We start from the raw sequence: 16,140 nt of genomic DNA, 5'->3' as shown, positions 1-16,140 counted from the left end.
CCGACAAGTGTTGACTCGGCGGGACCGTTCCGTCCGTTCTCACCATCTCGGCGAGTGGTCGAACGGGCCGCCTCATCGGAGTACGGGAGGTGACCCGCAACTCTCCTTTGCGGGGGGCGACTGCCGCCGTCCACGCCATCTCGAACGTTCCGCGAGAGACACCGCATGTCCAACGAGATCAATCACCAAAATTGCGGCGACGTGCATCCAGATGCACGCCGGGTCGGCCATCTGCTGCCGGACGTCGCGGGCCACCCAGTGGGGAATCACCAGCCCGATGTCGACGAAGCAGCGCGCGACGATGCGCAGCGACTGTGACGTTCCTTGAGGAACGCCCTACCTCCGAACAGGCCGACTACGAGCAAGCAGGTCGTCCAGCGTGAGCGCGCCGAGTTCGGCGACCAGTGTGCCGACGAGCGCGCGTTCTGATTCGCGGTTCACCGGCCAATCCTAATAGAAAACCGACAAAAAACGCACCAGTGTCCCGAGTGCGTCGGGCCGCTCGCCGACGCCTGTGACGCGCTGGCTCGACGGATCGAGTTGGACGCGTTCGCGGCTAGACGAGGTCCCCGACTCAACACACCTGCGCGACTGCGTAGTACTGCTCACCCCGGTAGTCGACGAGCAGTGGTGCCGACCACGGCTCCGGGAGGGCGTCGTCCAGTTCGACGGTACCGTTCGCGAGCGCCGCCTCGAACTCGCGCTGTCTCGCCGGAGCCAGGGCGGCGAACTCGACCCGTCGGTCCGTTCGCGAGCGCTGGCTGTCTGTCGCGACGGTCACCTGCAGGGTGGGCGGACAGTCGGTCGTCGCGCCCCTCGTCGTGGCCGCCGTGTCGGTCGTGGACGGCGGCACCGCGTCAGTCGGCGTCGACGGTTGCGGCGCGCTCGGACTCGCACACCCCGCACAGAGCGCGAGGGCGACGAGCAGCCAGCGAACGACAGCCTGGTCGGGCATCGACGGTCGGTCACGGGCAGTCGATAAGTGTCTTGTCGTGGGCGTCGGCGCGTCCCCCGAGCGCCGGCCTCGTCGGCCGCCTTTTATGTACCCGCCACGCGCATCTGCCCACCGAGTGATGTACGAACGTATCCTCGTTCCGACCGACGGCAGCGACCACGCCCTGCGGGCGGCCGAACACGGCCGGTATCTCGCCGACGCGTTCGACGCGACGGTCCACGTCCTCGCCGTCATCGACCTACAGCAGGCGGCCGGCCCGTTCAGCGCCGGCGGCGTCGACAAGGCGTTCATCGACCGCCTCGAAGCGGAGGCGGACGCCACCGTCGAGGCTGTCGTCGACACGCAGGACGGCTCGGCGTCGGTGCAGACGGCCGTCCGAAAGGGCGAGCCGGCCGAGGAGATTCTCGACTACGCGGACGACCACGACGTCGACCTGCTCGCGATGGGGACGCACGGACGGAGCGGGCTCCGCCGACTCGTCGCCGGGAGTGTGACAGAACGCGTCGTCCGCCTGGCCGAGGCCCCGGTGCTCACCGTCCGCTCGCTCGACCGCAGTCGCGTCGCGGACGGGTACGACGACGTGCTCGTGCCGACGGACGGGAGCGAGCCGGCGGCCGCAGCGGTCGACCACGGCCTCGAGATTGCCGCACACACCGGGGCCCGCGTCCACGCCGTGTACGTCGCCGCCGCGGCCGACCGCGCAGAACGGGCCGCCGCCGCGGCCGGGAACGAACCGGACACGACCCCCGACTCCCGCGGCGCAGCGGCGGCGCGGGCGCTCGCCGAACAGGCCCGAACGCGCGGGGTCGACGCGCTGACGACCGTTCTCGAGGGAGCCCCCGCCGCGGCCCTCCTCGACTACGCGGACGAACACGACATCGACCTCGTCGTGATGGGCACGCGTGGCCGGGCGGGACTCAGTCGACTCGTCTTAGGGAGTACGACCGGCCGGGTGCTTCGCGGGGCGGAGATGCCCGTCGTCTCCGTCAACGCGCGACAGGAGTGATGACCTGACTGCTCGGGGACGCGCTCGGCGTCGCTCTCGGTGAGCACACGACGCCACGGCCGGCTGAGGGCGTGTGCACGCTGACGAGGTTGCTCAGCCCCTCTCACGACACGAGAGTCAGAGCCAACCTGCTGTGTGACAGCGCCGACAAACCGGCAGCAGCACGACTATAGTCTCGACTGACGACGCGTGAGCGCACCGGTCACGCGCGTCATAACGTTACACAGCTATCTGTGTAATCGAGTCTCGGAACGGACGATACCCTCACGAGTGACCGGGTCGAACACAATCGTCGCTCGCACCCGTGCGAGAATCAGGCGTCTCCGACCACACTGACCACCCCCCGTGTGAGCGCACCGACACCGAACGCGAGCGCGACGACGAGGCCGACGAATGTCGCGTCGCCCGAGACGACGAGCACGGTTCGGCGACGCCGAACAGCCCGACGGCGTACGCCCCAACCGCGCACCGGCCAGCGCAACGACCGAGAGGTGCCTGCAGTTCCGCTCGACACGGCTTTCGGTGCCGCCGAGGAGCAGGGCGCGAACCGAGCGGTCCACACTGGTCCTGCCGGTTCCGGGGGTCGTCACTCGGAGTCGCGGGACAGTTCGAGCCGGGCCGTCTCGCCCGTCGATTCGGCCCGCCGGTCGGCGTCGAGGAGCGTGTCGAGTCGCTCCTCGAACTCCGCGTCCGAGAGCTCACCGTCGGCGTACCGCTGTTTCAGCTTCTCGAGCGGGTCGCGCTGGTGGGTGTTGTCGTCGCCCGTGTCGCCGCCGTCCCCTGCACCGTTGCGCAACCGGAGGCGGGCCCACCGGCCCCCGACCCAGAGCGCGAAGAAGGCCAGCACGGCGACGCTGACCCACCTGGCCGCCGCGGCCGAGAGCCGGTCGACGTACCAGAGCCCGGCGACGATTACCAGCGTGTCGATGCCGAACGCGAGGAAGGCGCCCAGCATGAGGCCGGTGACGACGCGTGGTTCAGACCGTGTCACGTCGACACCTCGGAACTGGCCCCACTTGGCCGTTCTGTTCGCACGCTGTCGTGTCCGTCGGCGGAGCCGCATCCATCGGTCGCGCCGCCGCAGCTTCGCGGTGGCGGTGACCCGGGACGGACAAAACCACTCCTTCCCTTCGAGGACCCCCCGGTGCCGGGGACGACGGCCGCGTTGAAGAACCTCGCTCCGCCCGAAGCGACCGCTCAGTGAGTGCTCGCCGACGCACCGTCCGGCGGGTCGTCGAAGAGGTGGACGCCGTCGAAGAGGAGCAACTCGACTCCAATCGCCGTGATCGAGAGGCTCGCGAGGACGGTCATCCCGAACAGAAAGAGTGCGTCGCCCTCCTGGCTCCCTGTCGGGACCACCCCCAGCGGGATCGAGATACCCAGCAGGATGCTCCCCGCACCGCTCCACTTGTACCAGGGTACGCGGCGCGTGAGCGGGCTGTCGACGGCTGACACGAGGTCACACGCGCCTCCGAGTCCGAGCGCGGCGAGCTGGACGGCGACGAGGAGCGAGTGCGGCGGGCCGGCGGCGACCAGGACGGCGGCCACGAACGCCACGAGCGCGAGCCCGACGGCACCGACCACCTGCCGCTGCCTTCGGTAGGCCATACACGCGATGGACGTGACGGCGATTTATTTTTGACGGAGGTGACGGCCGCACAGCCCGACGCTCTCCGTCTCGGCAGGAACGGGAGACGCCGAGTCAGCTCTCGTCCTCGTGTACACGCTCCCCGAGAGTCCCCTGACGGCCGTCGCAGTCGTCCTGCTCGTGACTGGGGCACTCGTGGCGTCCAGGGGACTACACCGGACGTGGGCGAGTCCCCACCGGTGCACGTCTCGGGCGACAGCGACCCTACCGGTGGCTCCACCGACCGAGCGTCACGATGCCGCCGACGGTGATGAGAACGAACGCGCCCGCGCTGGCGGGAAGCTCAGCCAGCGCGAGTCCCTCGGTGCCGACCCAGTAGAGGCCGGCGAACGCGGCTGCCACGACTCCCGCCGCCACGCCGATCCAGCCGACGGCCTTCCACGTTCGGTCGTACCGCGGCCAGTACTCGTCGTAGAGTGTCGGGACGACGACCCCGACCGCCAACAGGAGGAGGAAGCTCCCGTCGGGGCCGAACACGACGCTGAATCCGTGGGTAAGCGCGAGCCCGAGCGAGATCGCGACGACGACGGTCAGGTTCCGCTGCGTCCAGAGCCGCTCACGTATCCGTGTGACGACGTCTGTGGAGGGCATAGTACTCGCTTGGGGGCGCGTGGTCCAAAAAGCTAGCACCACGGCGACTCCGGGACGGCTCCCGTGGTGTGTCTCTCGTCCACTCACCGGCTCTCTCACGGCCGTCGTGATGTCGGAGACGCGTGCGCACGAAGCAAGCACGTACGGTCACGGTCGCAACGACGAGCCGTGTCGAAGCGAACGTGGAGAGCTCTGGGTGCCTTACTCGACCAGTTCGAACCGCTCGACAGCGGTGATGTCGTCGGACGCGTGGCCGACCTGCACCTCGAACGCGCCGGGCTCTGCCGCGTACGTCTCGTCAGCCGTCCAGAACGCGAGGTCAGCGGCCGTCAACTCGAACGAGACCGTCGCCGAGTCGCCGGCGTCGATGTCGACCTTGTCGAAGCGGACGAGCTCTCTGACCGGCCGTGCGCGACTGCCGACCGGGTCACTGACGTACAGCTGAACGACCTCGGTCCCGGCGCGGTCGCCCGTGTTCTCGACGGTCACCTCGACCGAGAGCGTCTCCTCGGCTGTGACCGCATCCGTCCCCAGGGTGAGGTCGGTGTACGCGAACTCCGTGTAACTCTCCCCGTGACCGAAGGCGTACAGCGGTTCGTTCGGGACGTCGAGATACCGTGAGAGGTACTTCTCCGCGTGGTTCTCTGGGGCGACCGTCAGGTCCACCTCGCCGTCTTCAGCGGGCCGCCCGGTTCTCAGCCGGTTGTAGTAGAGGGGGATCTGTCCTTCGGTGATGGGGAAACTCATCGGCAGCCGCCCCGACGGGTCGTCCTCGCCCAGGAGGACGTCGGCGATGGCGGGACCGGCTTCGACACCGGGGAACCAGGCCTCGAGGAGTGCGGGGACGTGGTCGGCCTCCCAGTCGATAGCCAGGGGTCGGCCGCTGAACAGCACGGCGGCGACGGGCGTCCCTGTCTCGACGAGTGCTTCGAGCAGCGCCCGCTGGTCGCCGGGCAGGTCGAGGTGGGCGCGACTCGCCGCCTCACCGCTCTGGCTGTAGCGCTCGCCGACGGCGACGATCGCGACGTCCGCGGACGTGACCGCCTCCACTGCTCGCTCCAGTTGCTCGTCGCCGACAGCGCCGTCTCTGTCACAGCCCTCGACGTACGTCAGGCTCTCGACGCGGTCAGTGAGTGTCGTCCTGAGCGTCGTCACGTCGTCCGGGTCGCCCTCGGCGCGCCAGGCACCGAGCATGTCGGTGGCACTGTCCGCGAGCCCGCCGACGAGTGCGACGTCGTCGCGCTCGTCCACTGGCAACAGGTCCGCTTCGTTCTTCAACAGGACCAGCGACTCACGGGCTACCTCGCGGGCGGCCGCGCGGTGGTCGTCGGTGAGAATCCGCTGGGACCGACGCTCCTCGTCGAAGTACCGGTAAGGGTCGTCGAACAGCCCGAGAACGCCTTTGACGGTCAAGAGACGGCGGACCGCGTCGTCGACGAGTGCTTCGTCGACGACACCGTCTTCGACCAGCCCGACCAGTTCGGTCGCGTAGGCTCCACTGACCATGTCGACGTCGGAGCCAGCCTCGATGCACGCCCGAGCCGCATCGCGCAGGTCACCGGCGACGCCGTGCTCGATGAGTTCACCGAACGAGTTCCAGTCGGACACGACCAGATCCTCGAAGTCGAGTTCGCCGCGCAAGATTCCCTCGACGAGTTCATCGTTACTGCTGGCCGGGATTCGCTCGTGCAGATTGAAGGCGTTCATCACGCTGCCGACACCCGCTTCCAGACAGGCCTCGAACGGCGGGAGGTGGACCTCACGGAGGGTCGTCTCGGAGATGTCGACGATGTTGTACTCGCGGCCGGCCTCGGAGGCACCGTAGCCGACGTAGTGCTTCGCACAGGCGAGGACGGTGTCGTCCGCAGCGAGGTCGTCGCCCTGGAAGCCACGGACGCGTGCCTTCGAGGTTTCGGCGGTGAGGTACGGGTCCTCACCCGCGGCCTCCATCACGCGGCCCCAGCGGGGGTCACGACCGACGTCGACCGACGGGGCGAACGTCCAGTGTACCCCATCGGCAGCCGCCTCGGTCGCGGCGACACGCGCCGACAGCGCTGCCATCTCCGGATTCCACGACGCCGCCTCGCCGAGCGGGATCGGAAAGATCGTCCGGTAGCCGTGGATGACGTCGAGCGCCAGCACGAGCGGGATGCCGTGGTCGGACTCCTCGACGGCGAGTTCCTGGAACCGCCGGGCCTCGTCGAGGTCGGCGAAGTTGAGCACCGACCCGATGTCGCCGTCGCGGATTCCCTCCTCGAGGTCCATGTCGGCGACGGCAGTCCCCGTCGCGAAGTCGGCGTTCACCTGGTTCAACTGCCCCACCTTCTGTTCGAGGGTCAACTCCGAGAGCAGCGTCTCGACGTGCTCCTCGATAGCCGCCCGCCGCTCGGGCGAGAGGTGGTCGAGCAGCGACCGCGTCTGTGTTTCCATACGCGGTAGGCGACTCCGTGCGCTTATAAATCACCAGCTCTGTCGATGCGGCCGAACCAGTGTCCGGATACGGCGTACGGTCGGTCCTCCGACCACCTGCCTGTAGAGCCATCACGACGTCTCTCGTCTGTGACTGCCGTGCTCGTCGGCGGCGGCGTCCCGGCGAGTGTGAAGCGGCTGGCTCTCGGTCGACCCGCCGACCGTGTTCTCGCCCCCCTCGTTCTCGAACTCGGTGACCGCCTCGTCGTCACGACGGTCGAGTGTCTCTCGCCCTCGTCGCCCTCCTCGGCTTCGTCCTGCTCGTCCATGCGTCCCGGCAGATGCGGAGCGGACACGAGTCTTTGGGCGCTCCGACGGCCGGCCGCCAGTTCGTCCGTCGACGCATCCCCCAACACTGTGTGAACTCGTCACACAAACGAGCGTCGTGGCCTTCGCTGGCTCTTTTTCCCTCCCGCCCGTCGTCCCTGTTGCCGACGTTCCGTGTCGGCACAAGCTCCTGCCCACTTCGGGACGCCCCCCCGTCCCGTCATCCCATCCCATCGCGTGCCGTCTTCTCTTTCTTCTCGCCGGCCGATAACACACCCGAGCGGCGTCTCTCGAGACGTCGCGTCGAAGGGTCGGTAGCCGACGGCCGTGGTCGACCCGTCACCTGACCGTGAGCGGGTCGTGTCGCGTGCGCGGTGCTCAACCGTTCCCGTTCTCGGTGTCGAGCGCGCCGACCGTCGGGCGCTCGTGCGGACCGCCGAGCGGTCGGACCCGCCCGTCGAGCCATCCGGCTTCGGGCGCGGCTGGTCGCTCCGCGCGAAGAACGAGTGCGGCTCAGTCCTGTGACGGTTCCTCGACGACGAGCGCGCCCCGCTGGCCGAGGCTCTCGTGAGGCTCACAGGCGTACCGGTACACCCCGGTCTCGTCGAACGTGTGCTCGAAGTGGACGCCCGGTTCAGGCTCGAACGAGTCGAACCGGACGTCGTGGTCTTCGAAGGCGACGTTGTGCGGACCGCCGTCGCCGCTCCAGACCCACGTGACCGTCGTCCCGGGGGAGATTTTGACCGCCGGCGGCGCGAAGTCGAACGCGTCGGGGCCGGCCGCCGACCCGACGGTGACGGTCACGGCGGGCTGCTCGCGGCGGTCCGGAATCGTCCCGTCGTACCCTTCGACGGTAGCGAGCCACTCGTCGACGGCCGGGTACTCCCCGGTGGGTGGTTCCGCGACTTCGACGACGCCGCGCATCCCCCGGTCGCCGTCCGCCTCCGAGACGTACCGGTACGTGCCGAGTTCGGCGAACGTGTGCGTGACGTGCGTCCCGTTGGTCTCGACCGGCGCACCGCTGTCGAACGACCCATCGCGGGCGACGACGCTGTGCGGCCCGCCGTACCCGGTCCACCGCCAGGAGACGGTCGTCCCGGGCACGACGCGGACGACGACCGGGTCGAACGCGTCGTGTGTGTCGCGGCCGTCGGGACTCGCCCCCACGATGACCGTTGGTTCGGCCTCGGGGCCATACCGCTTCGTGTGGCCGTCGTAGCCGTTGGCCCCCGCGAGGAAGTCGGTCAGACACCGCGCGTCGGCCGCCGGTGTCTCGGCCGCCTCCTCGTCGGTGGCGTCGGCCGGGCGAGCAACTCCGGGCACGTCGGCCGCGGAGCCGAGACAGCCGGTCACCGAGCCGAGGCTCGCGAGTGCCGCCGTGGAGAGCACCGTCCGTCGGGACCACTCAGGTGGTGTGTCCATCGAATCTCACCGGTCGCCGCTTCGCCCCCCGCCCGACTATGTGTTGTGGAGAGTCAAAGAGCGGTTTAACGCTCGCCGCGGGCTCGTCGCTGTCCGTCGACGCAGCCGCAGGGTCGGTCGCCCACTGTGGGGGCGACGCGTTCGCTAGTCTCGCGCGTGCCGAGAGGCGTGGCTGTCTGTGACACGCTACCGAACCTGACCGAGCATAAACACTATACGGCGGCCGTGGTTTCTTCCGGCTGATGTCCCCAGCTCGACCCTCCACGAGTGCCCTCCTCCTCGTCGCAGTCGTCTGCCTCCCGCTGGTCGCCGTCGGCCTGTCGGGCGCGCCAGTCGCCGCGCAGTCGGACGCGTCGTACGTCTCGGTGACGAACGTCACGCACACGCCGGAGACGCCGACACCCGGTGAGTCGTTCGAAGTCGAAGTGACCATCAGGAACCACGCCGGCAACGGCGGCCCGTTCAAGATCAACGAGGTGTACGTGAGCGGCCAGGGTGCCGACACGTACGTCGCCGACGACCTCGGAAGCCTCCCGGCGGGCTCGTCGATGCCGGTGTCGGTCCCGGTGACGCTCGACGAACCGGGACGACACACGTTCACGGTCAACGTCAGAGGCGTGAACCCCTCCGACGTGCCGGTCGTGATTCAGTACCCCGTGACGGTGCAGGTCGTCGACGAGACGCGGCCGCAGATCGAACTCTCCACCCAGCGGGCCGTCCCCGGTGCCAGCCGCTCGGTGAACGTCACCGTCGGGAACGGTCGGCCGCGTGCGCTGGACCAGGTCGCGGTCACCGTCTCCTCTCCGGAGGCGGACTTCGAGGTCCAGCGGCGCGTGCAGGCGCAGGTCGGCGCGCAGAACACGACGACGTTCCGCTTCCCCGCGACCGTGTCCGAAGCGGGTCGGTACCCCGTCGACGTCCAACTCGAGTACACGGACGACGGCGACCGCCGGTCGCTCAATCGCACGTTCCGCGCGGACTTCCGCGCGCCGTCGAACCCCGGTGAGATCATGCTGACCGGGACGGAAGCCGTCGCCCGCGGTGGAACCCTCGAGATATCGTCGACGGCGAGTAACGTCGGAACGACCGAAGTCGAGGGCGTCGTCGTCGCCATCGACGACACCGACGCGGTCGCCGGCGCGAACTACTTCGTCGGCAGCGTCGAAGGGAGCGACTTCAGTTCGTTCACGCTGACCACGAGCGTCGCGGGCAACGTCTCCTCGGTCCCGGTCGAAGTCAGGTATCTCGTCGACGGCGTCGAAAAGACCCACACCGTAGAGATTCCCGTCGAACAGGCGCGCACCCGACAGCCCGAACCACAGCCCAGTGGCCCGCCCCTCCTGCCGGTCGGTGCGGCCGTCGGTGTCCTCGTCCTCGCGGGCGTCGTGTACCGCTGGCGGAGGTGAGCCGATGGGTGCAGACCGACGCTCCGGCGACGTCGCCGCGAGCCGTTCCCGCGACGACAGCGAGCACTCGACGGTCGACGCACCGCCCACCGACGACACCCGCCCCCCCATCATCCGCGGCGACGGGGTCGTCAAGGAGTACGAGACCGGCGGACAGGTCGTCCAGGCGTTGAAAGGGCTGGACTTCCGTATCGAACCGTCGGACTCCGTCGCGGTCGTCGGGCCCTCCGGGAGTGGGAAGTCGACGCTCCTCAACCTGCTCGGCTTGCTCGACGTCCCGACCCGCGGCGCGGTTCGAATCCGTGGCGCCCCCGTCGAGACGTTCTCGGACGGCCAGCGCACGCAGAAACGCAAGCAGTTGATCGGCTTCGTGTTCCAGAGCTTCTACCTCATCCCGACGCTGACCGCGCTGGAGAACGTCGAGATGCCACGGATGCTCGAACGGCAACCGAAGGCGACACGCGACCGCGCGACCGACCTGCTCGAACAGGTCGGCCTCGGCGACCGGCTGGACCACTACCCCGACGAACTCTCGGGGGGACAGAAACAGCGGGTGGCCATCGCCCGCGCGCTCATCAACGATCCCGCCGTCGTGCTCGCGGACGAGCCGACGGGGAACCTCGACCGCGACACCGGCGACCAGATTCTCGCCCTCTTCGACAGGCTCCGGGCGGACGAGGACGTCGCCGTGGTCACGGTCACCCACGACCAGTACGTCGCCGACTCCGCCGACCGGGTAGTCGAACTCATCGACGGCGAAGTGTCCCCCGACGCGGAGGACGTCGAACGATGAACCGACAGCCGTCTCTGCGGGGTGGGTCGGGGTGAACGCGCTCCGTCGACTCGCCTCGCTGTTCCCCCTCTTGGTGTTGGCCCGGCGGAACCTCTCTCGGGCCTCCGCCCGGTCGATACTCGCCGTCGCGGCCATCGTGATCGGTGTCGTCGCCGTCGGCGGCATCGGCATCGGGGGCGAGGCGTTCAAACAGGACCAGCTCGAGGCGTACGAGGGGTTCGGCGGCACCGCGACGGTCTCGCCCGTCGTCTACGCCGACGCCGACCCGACCGACCGCACCTTCTCCGAACAGGAACTCGACCGGATGCGACGGGTGACGCGCGGGGCGGTCGTCCTCCCCATCGTCCAGGAGTACACCCCGACCGTCCGGACGGGGGCGGGCGAGGCCATCCCGACCGCACGCGTCACCGGTGTCGAAGACCCCGGAGCGTTCTACGACCCGGCGTCGGGCCAACTGCCGGACAACTGGGACCGGACCGTCGTGGTCGGCTCGCGGCTCGCGAACGAACACGACATCCAGGTCGGCGACCGCGTCTCGGTCCGCGTCGCGGGCGAGTTCGACCGGTCGTTCAGGGTGGTGGCCGTCCTCGAACCACAGGGGTTCACCGACCCCCTGGCGGCCGACCAGACCGTCTTCGTTCCCCTCTCGCAGTTCGAGACCGACGCGTACGACGAGGCCATCGTCCGCGTGGACGCCCAGTCCCGGAGCATCGACACGGTCGAACAGCAACTCGAAGCCGAGTTCAACGCGCGCGAACGTCGCGTCTTCGTCAACCCCGTGCAGGAACAGCGCGACCAGGTCGAGCAGTCGCTCGAGACCATCAACCAGTTCCTCATCGGCGTCGGCGGCATCTCCTTGCTCGTGGCGGCCGTCACCATCGCGAACACGATGTTGATGTCGACCATCGAGCGGGAGGGGGAAATCGGCGTCTTCCGCGCGGTGGGCTACCCGAAGACGGCCGTCGTGCGGTTGCTCCTCGCCGAGGCGACCATCCTCGGTGTGATCGGCGCATCGATCGGTGCACCGCTCGCGCTGGGCATCGGACTGGTCGCCAACCAACTACTCGTCGGTGACCCCTTGGCGTTCACGCCCGAGGGGATTCGCTACGTCGGTCTCGGGATGGCGTTCGGCGTCGTGACGGCGCTCGTCGCCGGCCTGTACCCCGCGTGGAAAGCGGCGAACAAGCGACCCGTGGAGGCGCTGGACTGATGTCTGACGAACGGACGACCCGGTCGGCTGTGGTGGCGGCCGAACCGGCGCAGACGGTGGCTCCCGTGCGAGCGGGACCCGCCGTCCGTGGACGCGACGTTGGGGGTGGTGCCGCGTGAACTGGCTCTCTCGGCTCGCCGGCCGCTTCCCGCGACTCGTCATCGCACGGCGGAACGTCTCGCGGGCGAAGGTCCGGTCGATCCTCGCCGCGGCGGCAATCCTCATTGGGGTCGTCGCCATCGGCACCATCGGCGCTGGCGGGGCGGCGTTCAAGCAGAGCCAACTCGACAGCATCCAGAGCCAGGGCGCGACGAACGTCTTCCTCTCGCCGGGCCCCGACAAGGAACAGCAGTACTTCGACCGCGAAGACCTCGTCAGTATCGAGGAGGTGGTCGGCCCGGCCGGCATCGTCGCGACGAAAGAGCAGTCGATGGAGTACGTCGAGCGCGCGGGCAGACGCGAACAGGTATCGGTCACCTATCTCGACGACCCGCGGGTCCAGTACGACATCGGTGCGGGCGAGTTCCCGGCGAACTGGCGCCAGCGAGCGGTCGTCTCGGCGGCGTTCGCGACCGAGCACGGCGTCCAGCCCGGCGACCGCGTCAAACTGGTCCAGTCGTCCGGCGAGGGGGCGAACGCGACCGAGACCGAACGCGCCTACCGGGTGGTCGCGGTGCTCGAGCCCACGCAGTCGTTCGGCGTGAGCGAGGTGTTCCTCCCCATCGAAGAGGCGCAGAACCGACAGTACAGTCAGGTGCGCATCACGACGACCTCCGTCGAGCGGGCCGAGCGCGTCGCGACGGCGCTCCGCGAGCGGTTCAACGACCGGGAGGACCGCCTGCTGGTGTTCGAACTCACGTCGCTCGTTCGGCTGTTTCAGACCATCGTGAACGGCATCAACCTCTTCCTCGTGGGGCTGGGCGGCATCTCGCTCCTGGTGGCCGGTGTCTCCATCGCGAACACGATGCTCATGGCCGTCATCAAGCGTCGCGAGGAGATCGGCGTCCTGCGCTCTGTCGGCTACACCAAGGGCGATATCGTCCGCATCCTGCTGGCGGAGGCGGCACTCCTGGGTGCCATCGGTGCGGGCGGTGGATTCGTCATCGCCCTCGCCGCCACGATGGTCGCGAACGCGGTGTTCCTCGGCGACCCGCTGGCGTTCAGTCGCACGGCGATGCTATACCTGCTCGGTGCGGTCGCGTTCGGGGTCGGGACGAGCCTGCTCGCCGGCGCGTACCCGGCGTGGCGAGCGGCGAGCGAGCGGCCCGTGGACGCGCTTCGGAGCTGAGCGCCGGCGACCGCCGGGCCCTCACTCGTCGACGTCGGCGGTCGTCACGTCGATGTTGACGACGTTCGCGGTGGCGGTGTCCTCGGAGATGCCGATCTCGTACAGCATGACGAGCCGCTTCGGTGCCCGGTCGTTGGCTCCGAACTCGAAGACGACGACTGCCTGGTTACTCGCGAGTGTGAACGTATCGGTCGCGTCGACCAGTGCGTCGCTGTCGCCCTGTGCGAACGTGTCGTTCCGGATATCGCCGTCCCACCACGCGCTCGACTCGTTGATGACGGGACCGGCGTCGTCGCCGTCGAGGTAGACACTCACGTTCGAGGGGGGAATCGTGGTGGCCGACGATTCGTCGATCTCCGCACAGCGTAACTCCACGAGGTCTTCGCTCGTCCCGTTCTCCTGGACGATACTAGTCACCTCGTACTCCTCACAGTCGTACGTGGTCGCGTTCATTTCGACGACGTTACCGTCGTCGGCGGTCATCGAGAACCGAAACGCCGGTGCGGTCGGGTCGTTCACGTTCACGTTCCCGCCGGCCGTTGCGACGTAGTCCGCGTTCCCCCCGAGAGACGGCCTGAACACCTTCCCGCCGACACCGGCGTCCAGCGCCACCGGTTCGTTCACGATGACGTCCGTCTCCGCGATCGTCGCGAACACCTCGGTGAAGACGTCGTCGAGGTCGTCGTCCGTCGCCGCGTAGGAGTACGTCCCCCCCGTCTCGTCGGCGATCGATTCGAGCGTGGCGTTGTCGGCCCCGTCGCCGAAGCCGACCGTGTGAATCGTGATGTCGTTCTCGGCCGCGATTTCGGCCTCGTCGAGCGGGTCCGGTGCGGTGGTGTCGTCCTGCCCGTCGCTCAGCAAGATCACGATGCGCTGGCCGGCACTCTCGCCTTTGAGGTCGTGAACGACGTTCGCGCGGCGAAGGCCGGTTGCGCTTTCGGTCCCGCCGCCGGTCACCAGCTGGTCGATACTGCCGTTGAGTCCCGTCGCGCCGAACTCGTCGGTGACGTACTGCCCGTTCGGCGTGGTCACGTAGCGCGTGTACTCGCTGCTCGAGAAGCCGACGACGCCGCCGCGGTCTCGGGATTCGTTCATGAGACTCACGAACGCCTTCGCGGCGTCTTGCGCGCGGTCCATCCGGGTCGTACACGCCGGGTCGTTGGTCTGTCCCCACCGGTTCCCGGGCCCGTTGATTGGGTTGAGGTACGACTCCGTACAGTACCGCCCGCGGTCGTCGTCGTAGTTCATCGACCCCGACTCGTCGAAGACGAACACGACCGTGATTGGTCGCCGGTAGGCGACGTTCGTCTCGAACTTCTTGACCGAACTCACCTGGATGCCCTCCGCGAGCGGACGGGCCGTTGCCGTGTACTGGTTCGAGACGTTCTTGTCCACCTTGATCGTCCCCTGGGCTCTGTCGACGGTGGCTATCGACGGGTCCGAGAGGTTGACCACCGCGTTGAGGCTGTCGTTGGTGCTCTCGGGGAGGGCTGCACTCGACAGCGTTACTTCGGCCGTCGAGGTGGCCGGGTCGACCGTCGCCGTCGTCCCGGTCTCCTGTTCGAGATACTTCGCCCAGCCGCGGTAGTAGTCGCTGGTGACGGCGACCGTCGCGTTGTCCGGGCGGCGGCACTCGTCCGCGCTGTTGAACAACTCGTACTCGAACTCCGCACTCTGGGTGGCCGAGAACGCCCCGCGTTTGGTGACCGTCGCGCGGTCGCTCCCGACCCCGCTCGTGAGGTTCAGCGTCGTGATGTCGACCGTTCCCTCCTCGACCGTGATGTCGGGCGGTGAGACGACCGCGACACCGAGACCGTCGTCGGAGACCCTGAATATCCCGCCGCCCTCGTACACGGTCGTCTGCCCGCGTTCGTCGTATCGAATCGAACTCATCGGGAGGGTGACGTTGCAGGTCCCCCCGTTGAGAGAGACGTGGACCGCCCCGCCCGCGGACCCGTTCTTCACCGTGACCGACTGGACCGACTTCTGTGAGAACGAGAGCTCCGCCGACGTCGCCCCACCCCCTGCGAGCGACGAGAGCCGGCTGTCGACCTCTCTGACTCCGACCTCGGTCTCCTCCTGGTCGATATCGGTCTGTAGCGACTGGAGCACGCCCGCACCGGCGACCGAGATGATGACGACACTGGTCAACACCATGCCGATCAGGAGGGCGGTTCCGACCGTCTCACTCGCCGCCCTCGTCTCTCGACGCCATTCGCTCCCCCTCGCCGCTGGGAACCGCTCGGAAAGCGTCGTCTCGGCCGACTCGTCCGCGTTCGTCGAAGCTGATTGGTCGTTCATGAGGACTCACTCCAGGTCGACCGACACGGTCGTCGTTCGCACGTAGACGCGGTCGGTCGTACACGTGCTCGTGTCGGGGCCCGTGCTGGCCCACCCCGACTGTGACGCGAAGTACTGCCGCCACCGCGGGTCGGACGTCGTGACGGAGACGTTCGTCACGTGCTGGGCCGTGCGCGTCTCGGGGAACACGAGCGTCGTCTCCGACCGCGTGACCGCGACGGCAGTCGTCCCTCCACCGACGGCGTTCGAGCCGTCGACGGTCAGGCGGACGAGCGAGAGTGTGGCGTACGCCGGCGTGCAACGGACCGACGGCGGAGAGACGACCACGGTCCCCCCGGCCTGGGTCCGAAACACGCCTCCGCCCGCGTACGACACTGTCGTGGCCGCGGTCCGGTACTCCAGTGCGCCCAGTTGGAGCGTCTCCGCGAACGAGGTGTTCCCGACGGCGACGTCGACGGTGGGCCCGCCCGTCACCGCCATCTCCGCGTCGGTCAGTGAGAGCTCGCTCGTGCGGACCGGGCTCTGTGCTGTCTCCAGGTCGTCGATGTCCGTCGCGAGCGTGACGAACCCCCGTTCGGCCGCCTCCGCACTCACCCCGTCCTTCGCGTCCGTCAGTGCCGACATGCCGAACACGGAGACGAGCCCGACGCCGGTGATGACCAGTCCGAAGACGAGGACGAACGAGATGGTGTCGCTGACCGCACGGTCGTCCCCGCCGGCGAGCCGTCGTCCGAGCGTCACCGTGTCACACCTCCGGTGTCGGTGCAGCGACGCCGAGCGGCGC

14 protein-coding genes are annotated in these 16,140 nt (G+C 68.5%); 6 read left to right on the top strand and 8 right to left on the bottom strand.

Going from position 1 to position 16,140, the window contains the following annotated elements; genetic code table 11:
* Positions 1-165 precede the first annotated feature (165 nt).
* Positions 166-318, top strand: a complete 153-nt coding sequence (locus E6N53_RS20800; RefSeq protein WP_161596576.1) for a hypothetical protein — start codon at positions 166-168, stop codon at positions 316-318.
* Between the two features lie 256 nt (positions 319-574).
* Here the strand turns inward: E6N53_RS20800 and E6N53_RS15685 are convergent, their stop codons facing one another.
* Positions 575-955, bottom strand: coding sequence for a DUF7979 domain-containing protein (locus tag E6N53_RS15685; protein ID WP_142860497.1), 381 nt, complete (start codon positions 953-955; stop codon positions 575-577).
* Positions 956-1,073: 118 nt separating this feature from the next.
* Between E6N53_RS15685 and E6N53_RS15680 the strand changes: the two genes are divergently transcribed.
* Positions 1,074-1,961: a universal stress protein gene (locus tag E6N53_RS15680; RefSeq protein WP_142860496.1), complete on the top strand. Its 888-nt coding sequence runs from the start codon at positions 1,074-1,076 to the stop codon at positions 1,959-1,961.
* Positions 1,962-2,547: 586 nt separating this feature from the next.
* Here the strand turns inward: E6N53_RS15680 and E6N53_RS15675 are convergent.
* The 5 genes from E6N53_RS15675 to E6N53_RS15655 all read right to left on the bottom strand — a co-directional run bounded on the left by E6N53_RS15675 (position 2,548) and on the right by E6N53_RS15655 (position 8,358).
* Positions 2,548-2,952, bottom strand: coding sequence for an SHOCT domain-containing protein (locus E6N53_RS15675; RefSeq protein ID WP_236642381.1), 405 nt, complete (start codon positions 2,950-2,952; stop codon positions 2,548-2,550).
* Positions 2,953-3,158: 206 nt separating this feature from the next.
* Positions 3,159-3,569 (bottom strand): DUF7994 family protein, encoded by a 411-nt coding sequence (locus E6N53_RS15670; protein ID WP_142860495.1) that lies wholly within the window; start codon positions 3,567-3,569, stop codon positions 3,159-3,161.
* A gap of 244 nt (positions 3,570-3,813) precedes the next feature.
* Entirely contained in the window at positions 3,814-4,200 is a 387-nt protein-coding gene (locus E6N53_RS15665; RefSeq protein ID WP_142860494.1) for a hypothetical protein, read from the bottom strand.
* Between the two features lie 201 nt (positions 4,201-4,401).
* A complete protein-coding gene (locus tag E6N53_RS15660; RefSeq protein ID WP_142860493.1) occupies positions 4,402-6,630 on the bottom strand; it encodes a glycoside hydrolase family 3 N-terminal domain-containing protein in 2,229 nt (742 codons plus the stop codon).
* A gap of 819 nt (positions 6,631-7,449) precedes the next feature.
* Positions 7,450-8,358: a halocyanin domain-containing protein gene (locus tag E6N53_RS15655; protein WP_142860492.1), complete on the bottom strand. Its 909-nt coding sequence runs from the start codon at positions 8,356-8,358 to the stop codon at positions 7,450-7,452.
* A gap of 242 nt (positions 8,359-8,600) precedes the next feature.
* Between E6N53_RS15655 and E6N53_RS15650 the strand changes: the two genes are divergently transcribed.
* The 4 genes from E6N53_RS15650 (at position 8,601) to E6N53_RS15635 (ending at position 13,055) form a co-directional block, all read left to right on the top strand.
* Complete coding sequence (locus E6N53_RS15650) at positions 8,601-9,764, top strand: COG1361 family protein (RefSeq protein WP_142860491.1); 1,164 nt, start codon at positions 8,601-8,603, stop codon at positions 9,762-9,764.
* Positions 9,765-9,768: 4 nt separating this feature from the next.
* Complete coding sequence (locus E6N53_RS15645; protein ID WP_142860490.1) at positions 9,769-10,557, top strand: ABC transporter ATP-binding protein; 789 nt, start codon at positions 9,769-9,771, stop codon at positions 10,555-10,557.
* A gap of 31 nt (positions 10,558-10,588) precedes the next feature.
* A complete protein-coding gene (locus tag E6N53_RS15640) occupies positions 10,589-11,767 on the top strand; it encodes an ABC transporter permease (protein ID WP_142860489.1) in 1,179 nt (392 codons plus the stop codon).
* Between the two features lie 115 nt (positions 11,768-11,882).
* A complete protein-coding gene (locus tag E6N53_RS15635; protein ID WP_142860488.1) occupies positions 11,883-13,055 on the top strand; it encodes an ABC transporter permease in 1,173 nt (390 codons plus the stop codon).
* Positions 13,056-13,076: 21 nt separating this feature from the next.
* On the opposite strand, the gene E6N53_RS15630 is transcribed toward E6N53_RS15635, so the two are convergent.
* Positions 13,077-15,356 (bottom strand): vWA domain-containing protein, encoded by a 2,280-nt coding sequence (locus tag E6N53_RS15630; RefSeq protein WP_142860487.1) that lies wholly within the window; start codon positions 15,354-15,356, stop codon positions 13,077-13,079.
* Between the two features lie 6 nt (positions 15,357-15,362).
* Positions 15,363-16,097, bottom strand: a complete 735-nt coding sequence (locus E6N53_RS15625) for a DUF7289 family protein (RefSeq protein WP_136591150.1) — start codon at positions 16,095-16,097, stop codon at positions 15,363-15,365.
* Positions 16,098-16,140 lie beyond the last annotated feature (43 nt).

Source organism: Salinigranum halophilum (assembly GCF_007004735.1).
Lineage (GTDB): Archaea > Halobacteriota > Halobacteria > Halobacteriales > Haloferacaceae > Salinigranum > Salinigranum halophilum.
This window is presented reverse-complemented; position numbering and strand designations above follow the sequence as displayed.

Bases quoted from the DNA above. Each gene is read 5' to 3' on its own strand.
- E6N53_RS15655 (WP_142860492.1), bottom strand. From the start codon at position 8,358: ATGGACACACCACCTGAGTGGTCCCGACGGACGGTGCTCTCCACGGCG.
- E6N53_RS15650 (WP_142860491.1), top strand. From the start codon at position 8,601: ATGTCCCCAGCTCGACCCTCCACGAGTGCCCTCCTCCTCGTCGCAGTC.
- E6N53_RS15645 (WP_142860490.1), top strand. From the start codon at position 9,769: ATGGGTGCAGACCGACGCTCCGGCGACGTCGCCGCGAGCCGTTCCCGC.
- E6N53_RS15660 (WP_142860493.1), bottom strand. From the start codon at position 6,630: ATGGAAACACAGACGCGGTCGCTGCTCGACCACCTCTCGCCCGAGCGG.
- E6N53_RS15665 (WP_142860494.1), bottom strand. From the start codon at position 4,200: ATGCCCTCCACAGACGTCGTCACACGGATACGTGAGCGGCTCTGGACG.
- E6N53_RS15630 (WP_142860487.1), bottom strand. From the start codon at position 15,356: ATGAACGACCAATCAGCTTCGACGAACGCGGACGAGTCGGCCGAGACG.
- E6N53_RS15680 (WP_142860496.1), top strand. From the start codon at position 1,074: ATGTACGAACGTATCCTCGTTCCGACCGACGGCAGCGACCACGCCCTG.
- E6N53_RS20800 (WP_161596576.1), top strand. From the start codon at position 166: ATGTCCAACGAGATCAATCACCAAAATTGCGGCGACGTGCATCCAGAT.
- E6N53_RS15685 (WP_142860497.1), bottom strand. From the start codon at position 955: ATGCCCGACCAGGCTGTCGTTCGCTGGCTGCTCGTCGCCCTCGCGCTC.
- E6N53_RS15670 (WP_142860495.1), bottom strand. From the start codon at position 3,569: ATGGCCTACCGAAGGCAGCGGCAGGTGGTCGGTGCCGTCGGGCTCGCG.